The sequence below is a fragment of the Ruegeria sp. BJ5 genome (assembly GCF_056537865.1).
On record NZ_JBQFSH010000004.1, the window covers coordinates 108653 to 129522 of the forward strand.

At 64.1% G+C, this 20870-nt stretch carries 16 protein-coding genes and 1 pseudogene; 6 read left to right on the forward strand and 11 right to left on the reverse strand.

Annotation, left to right across the window (positions count from 1 at the left end; all coding sequences use genetic code 11):
• Positions 1-2: 2 nt before the first annotated feature.
• From ACR0NY_RS14185 to ACR0NY_RS14200, 4 genes are all read right to left on the reverse strand, one after another.
• Entirely contained in the window at positions 3-1658 is a 1656-nt protein-coding gene (locus ACR0NY_RS14185) for an alpha-glucosidase (RefSeq protein ID WP_170369426.1), read from the reverse strand.
• 9 nt (positions 1659-1667) lie between these two features.
• A complete protein-coding gene (locus tag ACR0NY_RS14190; RefSeq protein ID WP_093963163.1) occupies positions 1668-2816 on the reverse strand; it encodes a carbohydrate ABC transporter permease in 1149 nt (382 codons plus the stop codon).
• Positions 2817-2827: 11 nt separating this feature from the next.
• A complete protein-coding gene (locus ACR0NY_RS14195) occupies positions 2828-3835 on the reverse strand; it encodes a carbohydrate ABC transporter permease (protein WP_093963164.1) in 1008 nt (335 codons plus the stop codon).
• Between the two features lie 63 nt (positions 3836-3898).
• Positions 3899-5167, reverse strand: a complete 1269-nt coding sequence (locus tag ACR0NY_RS14200; protein ID WP_093963165.1) for an ABC transporter substrate-binding protein — start codon at positions 5165-5167, stop codon at positions 3899-3901.
• A gap of 231 nt (positions 5168-5398) precedes the next feature.
• Here ACR0NY_RS14200 and ACR0NY_RS14205 point away from each other — a divergent pair, with 231 nt between their 5' ends.
• The 5 genes and pseudogenes from ACR0NY_RS14205 (at position 5399) to ACR0NY_RS14225 (ending at position 10410) form a co-directional block, all read left to right on the forward strand.
• The gene (locus tag ACR0NY_RS14205; protein ID WP_170341820.1) at positions 5399-6430 is read left to right on the forward strand and encodes a LacI family DNA-binding transcriptional regulator; all 1032 of its coding nucleotides are present in this window, start codon (positions 5399-5401) and stop codon (positions 6428-6430) included.
• A 2-nt stretch (positions 6431-6432) separates the two neighbouring features.
• A pseudogene (locus tag ACR0NY_RS14210) lies at positions 6433-7731 on the forward strand (GH1 family beta-glucosidase); the annotation flags it as partial.
• A 48-nt stretch (positions 7732-7779) separates the two neighbouring features.
• Positions 7780-8760 (forward strand): glucokinase, encoded by a 981-nt coding sequence (locus ACR0NY_RS14215; RefSeq protein WP_254432968.1) that lies wholly within the window; start codon positions 7780-7782, stop codon positions 8758-8760.
• A gap of 39 nt (positions 8761-8799) precedes the next feature.
• Complete coding sequence (locus ACR0NY_RS14220; protein WP_170341816.1) at positions 8800-9726, forward strand: carbohydrate kinase family protein; 927 nt, start codon at positions 8800-8802, stop codon at positions 9724-9726.
• Positions 9727-9744: 18 nt separating this feature from the next.
• On the forward strand, positions 9745-10410 hold the full coding sequence (locus tag ACR0NY_RS14225; RefSeq protein ID WP_170341814.1) for a D-lyxose/D-mannose family sugar isomerase: 666 nt from the start codon (positions 9745-9747) through the stop codon (positions 10408-10410).
• Here the strand turns inward: ACR0NY_RS14225 and ACR0NY_RS14230 are convergent.
• Both ACR0NY_RS14230 and ACR0NY_RS14235 read right to left on the reverse strand, forming a co-directional pair.
• A complete protein-coding gene (locus ACR0NY_RS14230) occupies positions 10404-11333 on the reverse strand; it encodes a cation efflux transmembrane domain-containing protein (RefSeq protein ID WP_170369430.1) in 930 nt (309 codons plus the stop codon). The two genes, ACR0NY_RS14225 and ACR0NY_RS14230, sit on opposite strands and share 7 nt — an antisense overlap.
• 71 nt (positions 11334-11404) lie before the next feature.
• Positions 11405-13030, reverse strand: coding sequence for a GMC family oxidoreductase (locus tag ACR0NY_RS14235; protein ID WP_170369432.1), 1626 nt, complete (start codon positions 13028-13030; stop codon positions 11405-11407).
• A 161-nt stretch (positions 13031-13191) separates the two neighbouring features.
• Between ACR0NY_RS14235 and ACR0NY_RS14240 the strand changes: the two genes are divergently transcribed.
• Complete coding sequence (locus ACR0NY_RS14240; RefSeq protein WP_170369434.1) at positions 13192-14742, forward strand: trimethylamine methyltransferase family protein; 1551 nt, start codon at positions 13192-13194, stop codon at positions 14740-14742.
• Positions 14743-14783: 41 nt separating this feature from the next.
• On the opposite strand, the gene ACR0NY_RS14245 is transcribed toward ACR0NY_RS14240, so the two are convergent.
• The 5 genes from ACR0NY_RS14245 to ACR0NY_RS14265 all read right to left on the reverse strand — a co-directional run bounded on the left by ACR0NY_RS14245 (position 14784) and on the right by ACR0NY_RS14265 (position 20870).
• Positions 14784-16124, reverse strand: coding sequence for an NAD(P)/FAD-dependent oxidoreductase (locus ACR0NY_RS14245; RefSeq protein ID WP_170369436.1), 1341 nt, complete (start codon positions 16122-16124; stop codon positions 14784-14786).
• A complete protein-coding gene (locus ACR0NY_RS14250) occupies positions 16121-17617 on the reverse strand; it encodes an aldehyde dehydrogenase (protein ID WP_170369439.1) in 1497 nt (498 codons plus the stop codon). Before ACR0NY_RS14250 ends, ACR0NY_RS14245 begins: the two co-directional genes overlap by 4 nt.
• Positions 17618-17620: 3 nt before the next feature.
• Positions 17621-18538, reverse strand: coding sequence for a dihydrodipicolinate synthase family protein (locus ACR0NY_RS14255; RefSeq protein WP_170369441.1), 918 nt, complete (start codon positions 18536-18538; stop codon positions 17621-17623).
• Between the two features lie 152 nt (positions 18539-18690).
• Entirely contained in the window at positions 18691-19842 is a 1152-nt protein-coding gene (gene nagA, locus ACR0NY_RS14260) for an N-acetylglucosamine-6-phosphate deacetylase (RefSeq protein WP_170369443.1), read from the reverse strand.
• Entirely contained in the window at positions 19839-20870 is a 1032-nt protein-coding gene (locus tag ACR0NY_RS14265; protein WP_170369446.1) for an SIS domain-containing protein, read from the reverse strand. The genes nagA and ACR0NY_RS14265 overlap by 4 nt, the downstream gene beginning before the upstream one ends.

The window sequence follows — 20870 nt, forward strand, 5'->3', positions numbered from 1 at the left end:
GGTTACCCTTTCTCTCGGACCATCAGGCAGAATTGCGACGGCGCCAGCGTGACGCGGCCCTGCGCCTCGATAGCGCCCAGATCCTGAGCGATGCAGCGCCAGTTGCCTTCGGGCAGGTCGATTTCCGCGGCGCCATCGCCCAGATTGAAGGCGCAGAACACCTGCTGAGTATCATCCTCGCGCAGGAAGCTGAGGATCGGGCCGGTTTCGCGCATGTCGGACTGGGTGCCCGACATCAGCGCCGGATACTCATGGCGCAAAGCGATGGCGCGACGATAATGGTTCAGCGCCGATCGCGGGTCTGCGTCCATCCGGTCAACGGCGCGCTCGGCCTGCGCGGTGCTGACGGGCAGCCAGGGCGCACCGGTGGTAAAGCCTGACTGTTCGTCCTGCGCGGCCCAGACCATGGGCGTGCGGCAGCCGTCGCGGCCCTTGTATTCAGGCCAGAACTCGATGCCATAGGGGTCCTGCAGGTGCTCAAAGGGCACGTCGGCCTCGGGCAGGCCCAGCTCTTCGCCTTGATACAGGCAGGCAGAGCCGCGCAGGCACATCAACAGAACCGCGTGCTGGCGGATGCCGGCCTCGTCCAGATCCCAGCGCGAGGCGTGGCGCTGTACGTCGTGGTTGGAGAACGCCCAGCACGGCCAGGCGTCGCCGGCCTTGGACAGAAGCTGGTCGAACACATGCTTGGTGTATTCTGCTGACAGGCGGCGTTTTTCCAGAAACTCAAAGGCATAGCACATGTGCATGCGCTTGTCGCCACGGGTGTATTCGCCCATGATCTCGAGCCCACGCTGAGCATCGCCCACCTCGCCCAGACAGGCACGGCCGTCATATTGGTCGGTCAGGGCGCGCAGCCGTTCTAGGAAGGCGATGTTTTCCGGCTGGCTCTTGGAATACAGGTGGTCCTGATGGTTGTAGGGGTTGACCATCGGCGCGATGGTTGCGTTGCGCTGATCCAGCGGCAGCGCCGGGTTGTCGCGCAGTTGCGCGTCGTGGAAGTAGAAGTTGATCGTGTCCAGCCGGAACCCGTCAACGCCCATGTCCAGCCAGAACCGCGCCACGTCCAGCAGCGCGTCCTGCACGTCGGGGTTGTGGAAATTCAGGTCCGGCTGCGAGGTCAGGAAGTTGTGCAGGTAGTACTGCTGCCGGCGCGTATCCCACTGCCAGGCCGAGCCGCCGAAGATCGACAGCCAGTTGTTGGGAGGGGTCCCGTCAGGCTTGGGGTCGGCCCAGACGTACCAGTCGGCCTTGGGGTTCTCGCGATTGCTGCGGCTTTCGACGAACCACGGATGCTGGTCCGAGGTATGCGACAGAACCAGGTCGATCATCACCCGCAGACCCAGACCATGGGCGCGGTCCAGCAACGTCTGGAAATCCTCCATCGTGCCGAACATCGGATCGATGGCGCGATAGTCGCTGACATCGTACCCGAAATCCTTCATCGGCGACTTGAAGAAGGGCGAGATCCAGATCGCATCGACCCCCAGACCGGCGATGTAATCCAGCCGCTGGGTAATGCCCCGCAGGTCTCCGATGCCGTCGCCGTTGCTGTCCTGAAAGCTGCGCGGGTAGATCTGATAGATCACGCCGCCGCGCCACCAGTCGGACGCCGTCTTGGTTGAATGCTTGAGGTCCACGTTGTTCTGCACGTTCATCACACGCCCTTATTTGACTGAACCGGCCAGCAATCCGCGGACCAGGTATTTCTGCATTGCAAAGAAGACGACCAGCGGCACCGCGATCGACACGAATGCGGCCGTGGCCAGGATTTCCCAGTTGCCGCCACGGGTGCCCAGAAGCTCGACGATACTGTTGGTCATCACGGTAGTCTCGCCGGATGCGTCGATCAGGAACACCTTGGCCACCAGCAGGTCGTTCCATGTCCACAGGAACTGGAAGATGGCGAACGAGGCCAGCGCCGGAAAGCTCAGCGGCAGGATCAGCTTGGTGAAGATTTGAAATTCGGTGGCGCCATCGACCCGCGCATTCTCGATCAGGTCGCGGGGCAGCCCGGCCATGTAGTTGCGCAGAAGATAGATCGCCAGCGGCATGCCAAAGCCGGTATGGGCCAGCCAGACGCCCAGATACCCTTTGCCGATGCCTATGTTCAGGTGGAATTTCAGCAGCGGGATCAGCGCCAACTGCAAGGGAACCACCAGCAGACCGACCACCGCGGCGATCAACAGCGCACGGCCCGGGAAATCCATCCAGGCCAGCGCATAGGCCGCGAAAGCCGCCACCAGGATCGGAATGATCGTGGCCGGAATCGTGACCGTCAACGTGTTGAAGAACGCCTTGGCCATGCTGTCAGTGCTGTCCTCGGCCAGCAGGACCTTGTGGTAATTGTCCAGCGTGAATTCGGGCGGCAGTTCGGCGGTCACGAAGACCCGCGTGCCCCGGCTGCCGGTGAATTCCTCGGTGTTCTCCATCCGGTAGTCGCCATTGGCCTGAACGGTGACCGTGCCGCCCTTGCGCAACTCGGCCGTCTGGCCCGGCTCAAACGCATCGATCTCGCGCGAACTGATGCCCCATTTCGAGATGCGCGCCGTGGTTCCGGCGTCAAACAGGTTGCCCTCGATCACATACAGGCCGTTTTCCTGCACCTGGGTGTCGGGCGCGGCGCTGCGCAGCGTCAGGTTCTGCTCGGACGGGAAAATCGCCCGCCACCAGCCGCTGGTCGCGATCTGGTCCGCCGTGCGGAAGGACGAGATGAATAGGCCCAGCGTGGGCACCACCCACAGCACCACCAGAAAAAGAACCGAGGCATGTACGGCCCATCTGAGCGCCGGGCGGGTTCCTGCGATTTCACTCATGACGCACCCTCCTATTCCATTTCCTTGCGCGCGTTGCGCACGTTCCAGACAAGGATCGGCGTCACCAGCAGCATGATCACCATGGCCGAGGCCGAGCCCACGCCCCAGTCATTGGCGCGGAACAGCTTGTCGAACATGTAGTTGGCCAAGACCTGTGTCTCCCACTGGCCGTTGGTCATGGCGAACACGATGTCGAACACCTTCAGCACGACGATGGTGATCGTTGTCCACACCACCAGGATCGTGGTCTTGATCTGCGGTACCTTGATCTTGAAGAAAATCTGAAACGGGCTGGCGCCATCCAGAATGGCGGCCTCGACCGTTTCTTCGGGAATGCCGCGCAGGGCCGCCGACAGGATCACCATGGCAAAGCCCGTCTGAATCCAGACCAGCACGATCATCAGAAAGAAATTGTTCCAGAACGGAATCGTCAGCCAGGTCTGCGGGTCGGTTCCGCCAAAGAAGATGTACAGGGCATTCAGCATTCCGATCTGGTCCTGCTCGACCGGGCGAGTGTCATAGACAAGCTTCCAGATCACCGAAGCGCCCACGAACGAGATCGCCATCGGCATGAAGATCAACGACTTGGCGATATTGCCCCAACGGATGCGGTCGGTCAGTTGGGCGACCAACAGGCCAAATGCTGTCGACAGCGCCGGGACCACGATCAGCCACAGCATGTTGTTGCGCATCGCTTCCCAGAATTTGGGCTCTCCCATCATCTGGGCGTAGTTGTCCAGACCCACCCACTCGTATCCGCCGCCGGGCACCCGGTCGGTCAGGGACAGGCGCAGCGTTTCCACCACAGGATAGGCCAGGTACAGCCCCAGCGCGACTAGAGCGGGGAATAGAAACAACCATGGCCGGACCATGTTTGCCCGATTGATGTTGCGCCCGGCGTTCGGGCCGCGCGGCGGGAACAGAATCTTGTCCAGAAACTGGTTGGACAGATAGAAGTAACCAACGCAGGCGGATACGCCGATGGCGATCGTCAGCAGACCTTGCAATGCGGGATGCATGTCACCCTCCCTGGCGACAATGGGTCGGGCAACCCGAAGGTCGGGTTGCCCGGTTTCACGGCTTTACTGGATCGCGTCCCAAGACGCCTGGATCTCGTCGGCCACTTCTTGCGCGGGTTTGCCACCGGCATAGTCGACCATGCCGGTCCAGAACGTACCAGCGCCAACCGCACCCGGCATCAGGTCAGACCCGTCAAAGCGGAAGGTGGTCGCACCCAGAAGAATGTCGTTCATCTTCTTCAGGGTCGGGTCCGAGAAGGCCGAGGTATCGACACCCTTGTGCGGGGTCAAAAAACCGCTGAGCGCCATCCAGGTCTCATGCGCCTCGGGCGTCTGCAGATAGGCGATCAGGTCATGCGCGGCGGGACTGTCATTGGTGATCGCCCACAGGGTGCCCGCGCCCAGAACCGGGCTGCCCAGATCCTTGCCTTCATAGGCCGGGAAGTAAAAGAAGTCCGCATCTTCACCCACGACCGTGCCTTCGGGGAAGAAGGCCGGGATGAACGAGGCCTGACGGTGCATGTAGCATTGCGGCGGCGAGCTGAACATGCCTTTGGGGCTGTCGCGGAAATCCGTGGTTGCAACCGCACCGGCCCCACCGGCGACGTAGTCGTCATTGCGGGCGAATGCGCCGAATTCCTCGATCGCGGCCACGACCTTGGGATCGTTGAACTTCAGCTCGTTGGCAACCCACGCGTCATAATCCTCGGGGGATTGGGTGCGCAGCATCATGTCCTCGACCCAGTCGGTCGCAGGCCAGCCAGTTGCGCCACCCGACCCCAGGCCGATGCACCAGGGCGTGCCACCATCTGCGACGATCTGGTCGGTCAGGGCCTTGAGTTCTTCCATCGTGGTCGGGACTTCATATCCCGCGTCCTCGAAATTCTCGGGCACGTACCAGACCAGCGATTTCACATCGACCTTGTAGAAGAAGCCGTAGAGATGATCCTGACCGTCCGGCCCAGCGTAAGTGCCCAGATCGACCCAGGACTGGCCCGCGGCATAGTTGTCCCGGATCCAGTCGGCGGTCCCGTCAGCAAGCGGTGTCAGAAACCCGGCCTTCGCCATGTCGGCAGCAAGACCCGGCTGGGGGAACACGGCGATGTTCGGTGCCGATCCGGCCTCGGCGTCGATGCGGATCTGCTGCTCGAAGCTGTCCGACCCGACATAGGCATATTCATGACCGGTGGCCGCGGCAAAGCCGTCCAGAACCTTTTCGACATTCTCCTGGTCCGGGCCAAGCCACGGGCCGAACACGGTGACCTTTTCGGCCTGCGCCGCGCCCGCCATCAGGGCAAACGTGGCCGCACCTGCCAAAAGCGAGTGTTTCATTGATTTTCCTCCCAACTGTATCCGCGCGTGTGAGACTCAGTTTTCAAAGCGCTTTGAATGTGGCCGTTATCCGCTAACATGTTGGCCCTGTCAATGGCTAGATTTTGACTTGGGCCGCCTGCGCCCATGTTTTCATGGTATACTGCAGAGAGTTGCAAAACAACTTGACGCAAGCGGCAAATCCCCACACAACAGGGCGCACACAAGCATTGAAAGCGATTTGAAACCGCTATGAACCTCAAGCAGCTCTCTCAGATCCTGGGTCTGTCACAGACGACAGTCAGCCGCGCGCTGAACGGTTACCCAGAGGTGAACGAAGAGACTCGCATGCGGGTTCAGGCGGCGGCGGCCAAACATGGCTATCGACCGAACGCGCGCGCCAAGGGGCTGGCGACGGGTCGGTCGATGGTGATCGGCCACGTGATCCCCATCTCGTCGCGCCACGAGATGGTGAACCCGATCTTCGGCGACTTCGTCGCCGGCGCGGTCAAAAAATATGCCGAGCACGGCTATGACATGATGTTCACCAATGCTGACGACACCTCGATCGAGGACGCCTATCGCAGCCTGTTCCAACGCGGGGCAGTCGACGGCGTAGTGTTGCAGGGCCCCAAAGTGAACGAGCCGCGGATCGAGGTTCTGACCCGCATGCAGGTGCCGTTCATCGTGCATGGCCGGTCGACCAGCGTCAGCGTGCCCTATGACTGGATCGACGTGAACAACAAAAGCTCGTTCCTTCGCGCCACCCGGTTCCTGATCGACCTGGGCCACCGGCGGATCGCGCTGATCAACGGGCTGGAGGACATGGACTTTGCCCAAAGGCGCCGCGACGGGTATCTCGAGGCGCTGAAACAGGCCGGTCTGTCGCCCGACCCGGCTCTGATGCGCAGCGCCGAGATGACCGAAGTCTATGGCCATCACGAAACCCGCGACATGCTGCGGCTGGACGATCCGCCGACCGCGATCCTGACCTCGTCGATGATCTCGGCGATCGGGGTGCGGCGCGCGCTGGACGAGGCCGGGCTGAAAATGGGCCGCGACGTATCGGTGATCGCCCATGACGATGACCTGTCCTATCTGAAGAACGGGCAGGACGTTCCGATCTTTACCGCCACCCGATCTTCGGTACGCCACGCCGGCGAACTGGCCGCCGAGATGCTGATCGAGCGCATCCGCGCACCCCACGATCCGGCCAAGACTAGATTGCTCGAGGCCGAACTGGTAGTCGGCGGCTCGACCGGTCCCGCCCCCAACAGGTTCTGAACATGAAATACACCCGCGCTGATTTCCCCAAAGACTTCCTCTTTGGTGTCGCAACCTCGGCCTATCAGATCGAAGGCCACGCACAGGGCGGCGCCGGCCCGACCCATTGGGACAGTTTCGCGGCCACGCCCGGCAACGTTGTGCGTGCCGAAAACGGCGATCTGGCCTGCGACCAACTGCACCGGTTCGAACAGGATTTCGACCTGATCCGCGAGGCCGGGTTCGACTGCTATCGCTTTTCCACCAGCTGGGCGCGCGTGCTGCCCGAAGGGCGCGGTCCGGTGAACCAGGCCGGGTTGGACTATTATGACCGGCTGGCCGACGCCCTGCTGGAACGCGGCATCCGCCCCTGCGCCACTCTGTATCATTGGGAGCTGCCCTCGGCGCTGGCTGATCTGGGCGGCTGGCGCAACCGCGACATCGCCGACTGGTTCGCCGATTTCACCGAGATCATCATGGGCCGCATCGGCGACCGCATGTACAGCGTCGCCCCGATCAACGAGCCTTGGTGCGTCAGCTGGCTGAGCCATTTCGAAGGCCACCACGCCCCCGGCCTGCGCGACATCCGCGCCACGGCCCGCGCCATGCATCACGTCCTTCTGGCCCACGGCCGCGCGATTCAGGCGATGCGGGGCCTTGGCATGTCGAACCTGGGCGCGGTGTTCAACCTGGAATGGGCCGAACCTGCCGATGACACCCCCGAGGCCCGCGAAGCCGCCGATCTGTACGACGGTATCTACAACCGGTTCTTCCTGGGCGGTGTTTTCAACAAGGCCTACCCCGAGAACGTCCTGCAGGGGCTGCAGGCCCACCTGCCCGACGGGTGGCAGGATGATTTCGACACGATCGGCACACCGGTCGACTGGTGCGGGCTGAACTACTATACCCGCAAGCTGATCGCGCCCGCCGACACGCCCTGGCCCAGCCTGCAAGAGGTGCCTGGCCCTCTGCCCAAGACGCAGATGGGGTGGGAGATCGAGCCAAGCGCGCTGACCCGGTTCCTGACCCGTACGGCCCGGGACTACACAGGCGATCTGCCGATCTATGTCACCGAAAACGGCATGGCAAGCCCCGAGCGGCAGCAGGATGACGACCGCATCGACTATCTGAATCAGCATCTGTCGGCGGTGCAGGACGCGCTGGATCAAGGCGTTCCGGTCAAGGGCTATTTCATCTGGTCGCTGCTGGACAATTACGAATGGGCGCTGGGATACGAAAAGCGGTTCGGCCTGGTCGATGTCGATTTCGACACGCTGGAACGCCGCCCCAAGGCCTCGTTCAGGGCGATGCAGGCGGCTTTGGCCCAAGGCGAACCGGTCTCGGTCCCGATGGCGCAGCCCAGGGGCGCGATGCACGACCACTGGAACCTGGTGGCCGATATCGGCGGCACCAACACGCGGCTGGGGGTCGTCACCAATGGCACGCTCACCGATCTGCGCAAATCGCCCACCGGCACCCTGCCCGAGTTTCTGGCCGCCCTGCACGACCTGTGCGCCGAGATCGGAACGCCGCCGCGCGCCGTAGTCGCCGCGGGCGCCGGCCCGGTGCGCAATGGATCGATCCGCCTGACCAATGCCAATCTGGACCTGTCCGAGGCCGACATTGCAACAGCCACCGGCGCGGACCACACCTTTGTCATCAACGACTTCACCGCCGCCGCGTGGTCGGTGGCCGAGATTACCCGCGATGACGTGCAGGCCCTGCAGGGCGACCCGACCCCGCCCAAGGGCACCCGACTGGTGGTCGGCCCCGGCACTGGGCTGGGCGTCGGCGCGCTTTTGTATTCCGAAGGCCACTATCACACCGTCTCGGGCGAGGGCGGCCATGTCGGCCTGTCACCCCGCACCCGCGACGAGGTGGACGTGTTCGAAGCCGCCCGCCGGATCGCGCCCGAGTGTTTCTTTGGCGACAGCCTGACGCTCGAGGCCGAAATGTTCCTCAGCGGCACGGGCCTGCCGATCCTGTATCGCGCTTTGGGCATGGCCGCAGGCCAGCCCGACACGCCCGTCCTGCCCGCCAAGGACATCCTGCACGCCGCGCAGAACGGGTCCAATCCGCTCGCCATGCGCGCCGCGCAGATCTTCACCACCCACTTGGGCGCCGTGATGGGCGACATGGCCGTGACCGTGATGCCCACGGGCGGCGTCTTCCTGGTGGGCGGCGTGGCCGAGAAGAACCGCTGGCTGTTCGGCGACGACTTCCTAGCGGCCTTCAACGCCGGAGGCCGGTTCGACGCGCTGCGGCAGGGCTTTGGCGTTTATGTGTCGGAACAGGCCGAATTTGGCATTGTTGGCGCTAACAACTTCTGCAAAAATGCGCTCGCGCGGTAAACTCACCGCCAGATCTTTGCAGAAGGAAGGAGCCGGGACATGATCCTGTGCTGTGGCGAGGCCCTGATCGACATGATCGCGGAGCCGACGGTTTCGGGCGCGCAAGGTTTCGTGCCGCATTCGGGCGGGGCGGTGTTCAACACCGCCATCGCGTTGGGCCGGCTGGGTGCGCCTGCCGGAATGCTGACCGGGCTGTCCAGCGACATGTTCGGCCAGCAAATGGCGCAAGCCCTGAAAGACAGTCATGTGGATGGCTCGCAGGTTGTTCTTTCGGACCGTCCGACCACGCTGGCCTTCGTGCAACTGCAGGACGGGCACGCCACCTATTCCTTCGTCGATGAAAACTCGGCCGGGCGGATGCTGCGCCCCGAAGACATGCCGGACCAGTTGACCGCGACCTCGGCGCTGTATTTCGGCGGCATCAGCCTGACCTGCGAGCCCTGCGCCGATGCCTATGCCGCCCTGCTGGACCGCCACGGCGCCGAGCGCGCAGTGATGATCGACCCCAACATCCGCCCCGGTTTCATCCAGGACCAGACCCGCTATCGCACCCGGCTGAACCGGATGATCGCGCAGGCCGACATCGTCAAGGTCTCGGACGAAGATCTGGACTGGATCGTCCCCGGCCCTGAAACGCTGGAGGAAAAAGTGCCGCTGCTGCTGCAGGCCGGCCCCGCCGTGGTGATCGTCACGCGCGGCAGTCAGGGCGCGGCCGGGTATCTGGCCGATGGCCGCACGGTTTCGGTGCCGGTCACGCCGGTTCAGGTGGTCGATACGGTGGGCGCGGGCGACACGTTCAACGCCGGGGTGTTGGCGCAACTGCACCGCGCCGGGCTGCTGACAAAACAGGCGCTCCGTGCGATCTCGCCCGACGACCTGCGCACCGCGCTGGAGCTGGGCGGCAAGGTCGCCGCCGTCACCGTATCCCGCGCCGGCGCCAACCCGCCCTGGGCGCACGAGCTGTAATTCATCGAAAGCACCGATATGAAACGATCCGAGATCAACCGCATCAAGGCCGAGGCGCAGGCCTTCATCAATTCTTTCGGCTTTGCCCTGCCGCCCTTTGCCGACTGGACGCCCGAGCAGATGCGCAGCCCGCAGGCCGCCGGCATCCGCGCCCGTGGTCTTGGCTGGGACATCACCGATTACGGCCAGGGCGAGTTCGATGAACTGGGCCTGTTCCTGTTCACCCTGCGCAATGGCGACGAAAAGGACCTGAGCGCGGGCCGGGGTATGCTCTATGCCGAGAAGCTGCTGATTTCGCGTGACAAACAGCTGTCGCCGATGCATCGCCACATCGTCAAGGCCGAGGACATCATCAACCGCGGCGGCGGCGATCTGGTGATGGAGATCTACGCCTCGGCCCCCGATGGCAGCATCGACCGCGATACCCCCGTCACCGTACCCAGCGACGCCTGCCCGGTGACCATCCAGCCGGGCGAGCATCTGCGCCTGAAACCGGGCGAAAGCGTCACGCTGATGCCCGGCATCTGGCACGCCTTCTGGGCGGAAAAGGGCGATTGTCTGATCGGCGAAGTCTCGACCGTCAATGACGACCGCACCGATAACGTGTTCGAACAGCCGATCCCGCGCTTTGCCACGATCGAGGAAGACACCGCGCCCGAATTCCTGCTGGTCGCCGATTACTGAGCGCGCGGGGCCGGACCAAACGGCGGGTCCGAGGCCAGTGTCAACGCGACCCGGCCCGGGCTTGCGGCCTGGGCCAGCCGGTCGCGGACGGCCTCGAAGGCTTCGATCGTCACGGGTTCGGCGGGTTTCAGATAGACAAGGTGGAACAGTGCCCGCCCGCTGCGCACCGTCGCCACGTCCAGCACCTGAAACGGGCTGTCGGCACAGATCCGGCGGGCCTGCGCAATGATCTCGGCCCGGGCATCAACCGGCAGCGCCACACCCACGACATCGCGCAGCGCGCCCAGAAATACCTTGATCGGCTGAGGCAGCAGCGCCAGGCACAGCAGCAACACCACCAGCGCATCCGACACCGGAACCAGACCGGCAAGCGGCCCGCCCTCAAGTAGGTTGATCGCAAAAAACGCCGCCCCGGCCCCAAGGCTCAGCACCCCGTCGACCATCGCGGCCCGGGACTCGACCCGCAGCAGATCGCTGGTCTTTCCCGTGCGGCGCCAGTTCCAGCGGTGATAGGCGAACAGCGCCAGGCAGATCGCCGCCATCGACCCGGCATAGATCAGGATCCATTCCAGAACCACCGGCGCGGCTTCGCCCGTCTTGGCATAGACCAGCAGACGGTTCACCGCCGAACCAGCCGCCATCAGGATGATCCCGAACAGCAGCAGGCTGCGGAACATCACGAAGACGGATTCGTCGATCTCGTATCCGAAGGGGCGGTTCTGGTCCGGGGCCCGTCGGATCGAGGCGGCGACCCATCCCGCCACCACAGCCGTTGCGAAATTGAGCCCCGAGAACAGCCCGTCCAGCAACAGCGCATCGGAGTTTGCCAGCAACCCGGCCACAACCCCGGCACCCGCCATGAACAGGCTGGCCCATTTTGCCGCGTTCAGCGACCGGCGTTCAAAAATCAATGTGTCCTGCATCGGTTCAGCTTTTCCGGTTGATGAGGCTGGCGGTCATTTATGTCCGACGGGCCAAGGCGCAAGCCCCGCGCTCATGCCCGTCCGCGTATCATGTCGGCAGCCTTTTCCGCGATCATGATCACGGGCGAGGCGGTATTGCCCGACACGATCTTCGGCATGACCGAGGCATCGACCACCCGCAGCCCCTCCAGACCCCGAACGCGCAATTGTGGATCGACCACCGCGGCGGCGTCGCTGCCCATGCGGCAGGTGCCGACCGGGTGAAAGATCGTGGTGGCGATGTCGCCCACCGCATCCAGCAGACCCTGTTGGTCGTTGATCTCGGGGCCGGGCAGAACCTCTTGCGGGTGATAGGGTGCCAGCGCCCGCGCGGCCATCACCTGCCGGGCCTGCTGCACGGATTTGACCGCCACCTGCCGGTCACGCTCGGCCGAGAGGTAGTTCAACCTGATCTCGGGCTGGGCCGTCGGATCGGGCGTGGTGATGTGGCAGTGCCCCCGGCTTTCGGGCCGCAGATTGCAGACCGAAACGGTGATCGCGGGGAACGGATGCAGCGGATCGCCCAGACGGTCGGTCGACAGTGGCTGTACGTGATATTCCAGATCCGGCGTGGCCAGCATCGGGTCGGATTTGGTGAACATGCCGAACTGGCTGGGCGCCATCGCCATCGGGCCCGACCGGGTCAGGGCGTACTGCGCCGCGATGCGCGCCTTGCCCCACAGGCTGTTGGCCATGGTGTTCAGGGTTTTGGCGTTTTGCACCTTGAACACGGTTCGGATCTGCAGGTGGTCCTGCAGGTTCGCCCCCACGCCCGCGCTTTCATGCTGAACCGCGATTCCGTGCGCCGCCAGCACCTGGGGGTCGCCGATCCCCGACAGTTCCAGCAGCTTGGGCGAGTTGATCGACCCCGCCGCCAGCAGAACTTCGGCCCCGGCCACAGCGCGGTATTCGGTGCCCCCCCGCGCAAGGCGTACGCCGCGCACGGCCTTGCCCTCGAGGATCAGGCCCAGAGTCTCGGCCTCGGTCAGGACCCGCAGGTTGGGCCGCTTCATCGCTGGGCGCAGAAATCCCTTGGCCGTGTTCCAGCGCACGCCGTTCTTCTGGTTGACCTCGAAAAACCCCGAGCCCTCGTTGTTGCCGTCATTGAAATCGGCGCGCGGCTGGATGCCGATCTCGCGCGCGCCGTCCTGAACGGCTTTCAGGATCTCCCAGCTCAGCCGCTGTTTCTGAACCTTCCACTCGCCGCCGGACCTGTGCATTTCGCTGTCGCCGGCGTGGTGATCTTCGGATCTCAGAAAATAGGGCAGCACGTCGTCCCAGCCCCAGCCCGCATTGCCCAGCTGCCGCCAATGGTCATAGTCGGCCGCCTGCCCGCGCATGTAGATCATCCCGTTGACCGAGCTGCACCCGCCCAGCACCTTGCCGCGCGGATAGACCAGCGACCGCCCGTTCAGACCCGGCTCGGGCGCGGTTTTCATCATCCAGTCGGTGCGCGTATTGCCGATGCAGTACAGATACCCCACCGGGATGTGGACCCAATGGTAATTGTCCGACTTGCCCGCCTCAAGCAGCAGAACCCGTGTCCTGGGGTCCTCGGTCAGCCGGTTGGCCAGCACGCAGCCCGCGGTACCCGCGCCTACGATGACATAGTCGTATTCACCCTCAAGCCGGGCGGTTTCAGATGTGGCGGAATTCATTCTCGGTCTGCTCTGTGCATTGTTCCTGATCCTGCAGAGCGCAGCTTAGCAGCTGCTGCGGGCAATGCACGGGTCCGATGTCGCATTCCGCAACAGTATTTCGCAATCCTGCAGGTCGCGCCCCCGGCCGGCGGTCAGACTGGGATCAAAGGAGGCCCAGAATGACCCAGACCGCCACTCGCGTCCGCACCGGAGGCCGCGCCGCCCGCCGCGCCCTGCGCACCGCACCCAGCTTTGACATGTTGCCGGGCCTGACCCGCAACATCCCGCTGTGCGAAGTGATGGACGGATCACAGGTCGAGCGGATCGACGCGGCTTCGATGGATATCCTCGAAAACGTAGGCGTGCAGTTCCGCGACCCGATCGCGCTGGCCGACTGGAAGGCGGCCGGTGCCAAAGTTGACGGCGAGCGGGTGTATCTTGATCGCGGCTTGGTCCGCGACTTGATCGCGATGATCCCCTCGGATTTCACCTATCACGCCCGTGACCCGCACAAGAATGTGCGCCTTGGCGGGCCGCACGCGGTTTTCGTGCCGATGACCGGCGCGCCGTTTCTGCGCGATCTCGACGACGTGCGCCGCAATCCGACGCTGGACGATCTGGCGATGTTTCACAAGCTCAGCCACATGCTGCCCGCGCTGCATTCCAGCGCACATCACATCGTGGAACCCTATGATCACCCGATCAGCCAGCGCCACCTGCGCATCACCTATTCGTCGATGAAGTATTCCGACAAGACCTTCATGGGCATGACCACCTCGCCCAAAAACGCCGAAGACGTGATGGAGATGTGCGCGATCCTGTTCGGCGAGAAGTTCATGGAGGATCACCCGGTCACCACCGGCAACTGCAACGGCAACTCGCCGCTGGTCTGGGACGAGACCATGCTGGGGGCTATGCGCGCCTTCTGCCGCCGCAACCAGCCGGTGCTGTGCTCGCCCTTCGTGCTGGGCGGGGCCAACACGCCGGCCAGCGTGCCGGCAACGGTCGCGCAGCTGAACGCCGAGGCGCTGAGCGCGCTGGCCTATACGCAGGTGATCCAGCGCGGCTGTCCGGCGATCTATGGGCATTACCTGTCGACCGTCAGCATGAAATCCGGCGCGCCGATGGCGGGTACGCCCGAGATCAGCCTGATGAACTTCATGATCGGCCAGATGGCCCGGCACTACGGCGTGCCCTGGCGCAGTTCGAACACGCTGGGCGGGGCCAAGACGTTCGATGCGCAGGCGGGCTACGAATCCGCCACGACGCTGTCGGCGGTGATCCATGCGGGGGCCAACTATATCTGGCATTCGGCGGGCTGGAACGAGGCCGGGATGCATTGCTCGACCGCCAAGTTCGTTGTCGATGCCGAGCAATGCGCCATGGCCTACCGCATGGCCGAGGGCCCCAAATGGCACGATTTCGACGAGGCCGTCGCCGCCGTATCCGATATCGGCCCCGGCGGGCATTACCTAGGCCATCCGCACACGCAGGACAATTTCCAGGAGGCGTTCTTCATGCCCGAACTGTTCGACAACAACTCGATCGAACAATGGGTGGCCGAGGGCGGGGTCGAGATCACCGAGCGCGCCCTGAACCACGCCCGCAAGCTGCTGGCCGAGTATCAAGAGCCCCGAATGGACCCGGCCACCGACGAGGCGCTGCGCGATTACATCGCCCGGCGCGAGCGGGAAATTCCCGCCGCCGACGAATTGAACCAGCACTATTAGGAACACTCCACTTGCCCGCCTGCCTGTCAGGCGGGCCTTTTTCATTCGTCGCGCGCGCGCCATTCCTTCCAGCGCAGCACCATATTGGCACTGATCTCAGACAACGGTCGGGGCGGCAGGCGTTTGGGCCGGTCCTCGGCACCGAAATGATCGCTGATCCCGGACCGCACGCCACAGGCCATCTCGGCCGCGGCGATCCCGGTCAGGGTGCCGCGCGCGGTGCCCAACCCGTTCTGGACGCAGGCGGAATAAACGCCGGTCTCGATCTCGCGGGTGACCGAGACGCCGTTCAGGCTCAGGCACAGATGGCCGGCCCATTCGTACTCCATCGCGATGCCGCGCAGCTGTGGAAAGCGCCGGTCGAACTTGCGCCGCATCACCGCAACTGCGCGCCGCAGGTCCGCTGCCCGCGCCTCCATGCCCGGGCGCAGCACGGCGCAGGTGCGGGTGATGATCCGGTTGCCGCCCTGCCCGGTGTCGATCCGGCGCATGGTGGTGCCCATCGGATCGGACGGGGTCACGCCCCAGCGCGGCTGGCCACCCAGCTGGGCCAGCGCATCGGCCTCCAATTCTCGCGTCATCGCCGCGAACAGATACAGCTGCATCAGCCGGCCACGTTCCACCCCGAAACTTTCCAGGTGACCGTTCACCGACAGGATCAGCCGGCCGGTCGAGACCTGCCCGCGCGCGGTCTGAACGCGCCAGCCCGCCCCGTCGCGCTGGAACCCCGTGACCGCGCCGTGTTCAAAAATCTGCACCCCATCGGCCGCCAACCCCGCCGCCAAACCGCGCACAAAGCCCGCCGGCTGCAGCATGACCGTGCCCGGCGTATACAGCCCCGAGACATAGTGCCCGGACCCGGTAAGTTCCTGCATCTGCTGCCGGTCCAGCATCTCGGACCGCTCGCCGAGGCTGTCCAGATGACGGGCATAGCTTTGGTTGTGCGCATGTCCCGTCGGGCTGGCCGCGCCGTTCACCTTGCCCGCCGGATCGAAATAGTTAGGGTCGATGCCGTATTCTTCAACCGCCGCGCGGGCAAAGGCGATGGCCCGCCGGTTCAGCCCGATCATCGCCCCGTCATCGCCCGCCCCGGCATAGTCGTCCGAGGCTAGGTCATGGGGCAGATCGATCATGAAGCCCGAGTTGCGCGCCGCCGCGCCTTCCGCCACGCGCCCAGCTTCAAACACCACGATCCGCGCATCGGGCACCAGCTGCCGCAGACGCCGCGCCGCCGACAGCCCGGCAAAACCGGCGCCCACGATGGTGAAATCTGCGGTGATATTGCCCGAAAGCTGCCGCGCGGGAGGTTGCGGGCCCAGCAGGGCATTCCACGCAGCCGGACCGCGCTGCACCGGCAGGCGGCAAGCGGTGAACCGCGTCAATCCACCGCCTCGTCGGCATCATCCGACAGGTCGATCCACAGCGTCTTCAGCTGCGTGTACTGGTCATGCGCGTGCAGCCCGTTGTCCCGCCCGCCAAAACCAGACTGCTTGTAGCCGCCAAACGGGGTCGAGATGTCGCCCTCGCCAAAGCTGTTCACCGTCACGGTCCCGGCCCGGATCGCGCGGGCGCCGCGCAGAGCGCGCTTGGCGTTGGCGGTGAACAGCGATGCGCACAGCCCATATGCCGTGTCATTGGCCATCGCGATGGCCTCGTCGAACCCCGCGACCTCGATCACCGACAGAACGGGCCCAAAGATTTCCTCACGCGCCAGCGGCGCGTCATTGTCGGGCAGCTCGACCACGGTTGCTTCGACGAACCCGTTTTCGGCCTTGCCGCCCAGAAGGACTGACGGCGCCTTGTCCAGATAACCGCAGACCTTGTTGAAATGGTCTTTGCTGACCAGCGCGCCCAGACGGGTTGCAGGGTCCAGCGGGTCGCCCACAGTCCACTGGCGGGCGTGGTGGGCGATGCGCTCCAGCAGGTCAGCCTTGACCGCGCGGTGCACGATCAGGCGCGACGTGGCCGAGCAATTCTCGCCCATGTTCCAGAACGCCCCGTTCACCACATGGGCGGCAACCCGGTCGAGGTTCTCGGCATCCTCCATCACGATGGCCGGGTTCTTGCCGCCCATTTCCAGCACCACCTCCTTGGCGTTGCTTTCGGCCGCATAGGACAGGAATTTCTTGCCCGTCACGGTCGAGCCGGTGAATGACACCATGTCGATATCCATGTGCCGTCCGATCGGTTCGCCCACCTCGGCGCCGCCACCCGGAACCACGTTCAGAACCCCGCGCGGCAGCCCGGCCTCGGCCGCCAGTTCGGCCAGACGCAGGGCGGTCAGCGGGGTTTCCATCGCCGGCTTCACCACCACCGAGCACCCGGCTGCCAGCGCCGGGCCGATCTTCCAGGCCAGCATCAGCAGGGGGAAGTTCCACGGCAGCACCAGCCCCACCACCCCGATCGGTTCGCGCAGGATCATCGCGATGTGGTCGTCGCTGGCAGGCGCGACTTGATCGTAAATCTTGTCAACCGCCTCGGCATGCCATTTCAGGCAGTGGATGGCCTCGGGGATATCCACGGTTTCGCAGTCAAAGATGGTTTTGCCGCTGTCGATGCTTTCCATCACCGCCAGTTCGCGAGCATTGCGGGTCATCAGCTTGGCCAAGCGGATCAACACATCCTTGCGCGCCGACGGGTGCAGGCGCGACCAGCGGCCGTCATCGAAGGACTCGCGCGCCTTTTCCACGGTCAGGTCCACATCGGCGGCGGCGCAGGCCGCGACCTCGGTCAGCACCGTGCCGGTGGCCGGATTCACCGTGGGAAACACCGCGCCCGAGGTCGCCGGGCGATAGCCGCCGTCGATGAAGGCGCCGGTGGGCAGGTCCAGCCCGGCGGCGATGGATGCGTATTCGTCCCGTGTCAGCAAGCCCATGCCTCAGCCCTCCGCCATGATGTCTGCGATCTTGCTTTTCAGCACGCGGGTCACCTGTTCCAGCGCGCGCTTGTCATCCTTGTTCAGCCCCTTCAGGGGCGGCCGAACCGCGCCCGCCGGGATGCCGTTCATCGTAACCCCATGCTTGATGGTCTGGATGAACTTGCCGCCCTGTTCCAGCACCCGCATCAACGGCATCAGCGCCGACATGATCCGGCGGCCCTTGGCGAAATCGCCCTTCAGCACGCAGGTCTCATACAGCGCCACATGCTCGCGCGGCAGAAAATTCGACCCGCCACAGATCCAAAAGGGCGCGCCCCAAGCGAAGAATTCCAGCGCCTGATCGTCCATGCCGCAGCCCAGCTGGATATGCGGATAGTCCCGCGCCAGCATGTGTACGCGGTTGATGTCGCCCGAGCTTTCCTTGATGCCGCAGAAATTGCGGCTGCGCCCGACGCGATCGAGGAACTCGGCCCCCATCATCGTGCCGGTGCGGTGCGGATAATTGTACAGCATCACCGGCAAATCGGCCGCCTTGTCGATGGCCAGCGCATTTAGGGCGTTTTCCCGGTCCGTCGGCACCGAATAGGGCGGGCTGGCCAGCAGGATGGCATCGGCCCCGATCTGGCGCGCGCCTTGGGCCAACGCGATCGAATCCGGCGTCAACATCGCGCCGGTCCCGACCACCAAAGGCAGCCGACCCTTCAGTCGCTGGTGAGTAAAACGCGCCAGTTCCAGCCTTTCATCGACGGTCTGGGCATAGTTCTCGCCCGTGGACCCGCCCGAGATCATCCCGTGCACACCATTCTCGACCAGGTATTCGATCACCTCGGCCAGCGCATCCCAATCGACGCTGAAATCATCCGCATAGGGCGTCACCACCGGAGTATAGATCCCCTGAAATCTGAACACGGGCGTCATCTCAATCCTCTTGCCGGGCACGCGTGAAGCTTGCGCCCGACACCAAGGCTAAGAAAAATACAAGATGTGCACAATGCAGATTCCCGACATGAACAGCCCAGGGTCCGACATGTCGTAGGAAATCCGGCGACCAAGGGTCGGCGTGGACACCGTCAGCCCAATGCCTGACCTTCCTGCCAGACCTGGAGCAGCCGTTGGTCAGAGACATGCAAAATATTTGCGCGGGCACCAACCGCCAAACGGCCAAGATCTGATCTGCCGATCAGGTCCGCAGGCAACCGGGTCGCCATGTCGAAAGCAGCTTGCAAAGGCAGTTGCGCGAATGCAACGACGTTGCGAACCGCGTCCAACAGCTCGAGATGCGCACCGGCGAGCGTTCCATCGGCGAGGGTCAACCGGTTGCCGTCGCGCAAGATCTGACGGCCGTTCAGCAGGAAGCTGTCGATATCCGACCCGGCGGTCGCCATCGCGTCGCTGACAAGGAAGACACAGCCCGGCCCTGTTTTGGCCCGGATGGCATTGCGCACTGAAACCGGATGGACGTGAATTCCATCAGCGATCAGGCCCGCCGACAGCTCGCCAAGCGCCAGCGCTGCGCCTACGACGCCGGGCTCTCGATTACCCATCTGGCTCTGAGCATTGAACAAATGTGTGACGCAACGCGCCCCAGCCTGAACGGCTCTCTGACAGGTTTCAAAACTCGCATCCGTATGGCCCAGCGAGACGACGATCCCCGCTTGGGTCATGGCGCGTATCTGATCATCGGTCACACTTTCCGGCGCCACCGTAACCTTGAGAACCGGCAACTGCGCGGCTGTGTCCAGCAACAAATCCAGATCAGCCTGCGCCATCGGTCGGATCAGGGCAGCGTCATGTGCACCTTTGCGGGTTTGGGACAGGTGCGGGCCTTCCAGATGAAGGCCGACAATGCCGGGAACGCCTTCGTTCACGGCCGCAATCGTGGCCGCGATTGCCCGGCGCGTGATCTCAGGCGTATCCGTGATCAGCGTTGGCAAGATCGACGTTGCTCCGATACGCGCATGTGCCTGCGACATCGTGCGGAGCGTGGCCAGATCTGGGGCGTTGTTCAGCATTGCCCCGCCGCCGCCATTGACCTGCAGATCGACGAAGCCCGGGACCAGAAGGCCACCGTCCAGCCGCGACACCCTCGCTGTGCCAGGAGTGTCGGAGACAGGCGTCACGCCCCCGATACGCCCTTCCGCGAACAGAAGGGCATGATCCTGCAGGATACCTGCAGGGGTCAGAATGTCCGCGCCCGCCAGAGCCTGCAGTTCGCTGGTCATACGGTTTCCGTCACCTTGTTCAGATGCCGCGGTGCGTCCGGATCGATCCCGCGCGAGGCGGCAAACGCCTCGACCATCGCGTAGAAGGAGACGATCAAGCTCAGCGGATCAGTCAGGGAATGCCCCGTGCGGACATGCGAAATGCGCGTCGCGGCAGTAACCCTGTCCGTGGTCGCAAAGACACGGGCACCCTTGGCGCTGATCGCGTCCGCCACCTCCGCCAACGCAGGCTCCGCCGCATCTGCCGCTGCAAAGCTGAGTACCGGAAAACCGTCCTCGACGATGGACACCGGCCCGTGCAGAACCTCGGCCGAGGAATAGCTTTCAGCGTGCAGCTGGCAGGTCTCCTTGAATTTCAGCGCAGCTTCGTTCGATACGGCCAGTGCCTGGCCCCGGCCAAGCGTGAACAGCGACGGGTGAGCACCGATAGCGTCACGCACTTCGGGCCAATCGATCCGGGCCGCCTGATCCAGCTGCTCGGGCAGGTCGCGCAACGCCGCCAGCAACGCCGCATCCTGCCCCCACTCTGCCAACAGCCACAAGCCGGCCACCGCCGATGTGACGAAGGTCTTGGTTGCCGCAACACTCAGTTCGGGGCCCGCCTGAATATCTATGGTGTGATCGCTGACCTCGGCCAACGGTGAAGCGGCGTCGTTGGTCAACGCTACTGTCAATGCGCCGTCGCGCCGGGCATTGCGAGCCATGGCCACGATGTCAGGGCTTTTGCCGGATTGCGACACCGACAGGCACATCGCCTGACGCATGCGCAGAACGGAATCGTAGATCGATCCGATCGACGGCCCGACCGAGGCCACCGGCACACCCAATAGGATCTCCGACGCGTATTTGAGATAGGTGCAGACGTGATCGGAAGACCCGCGTGCGACCGTCACGACAAATGTCGGGTCCAGTTCGCGGGCAACCGAGGCGACCGCCTCAATGTCGGTCTGGCCCCGACTCAGAAGCCTTTCTACGGCCACGGGGATTTCATCAATTTCCCGGCGCATCCGGGTGATCTGCTTTTGCAT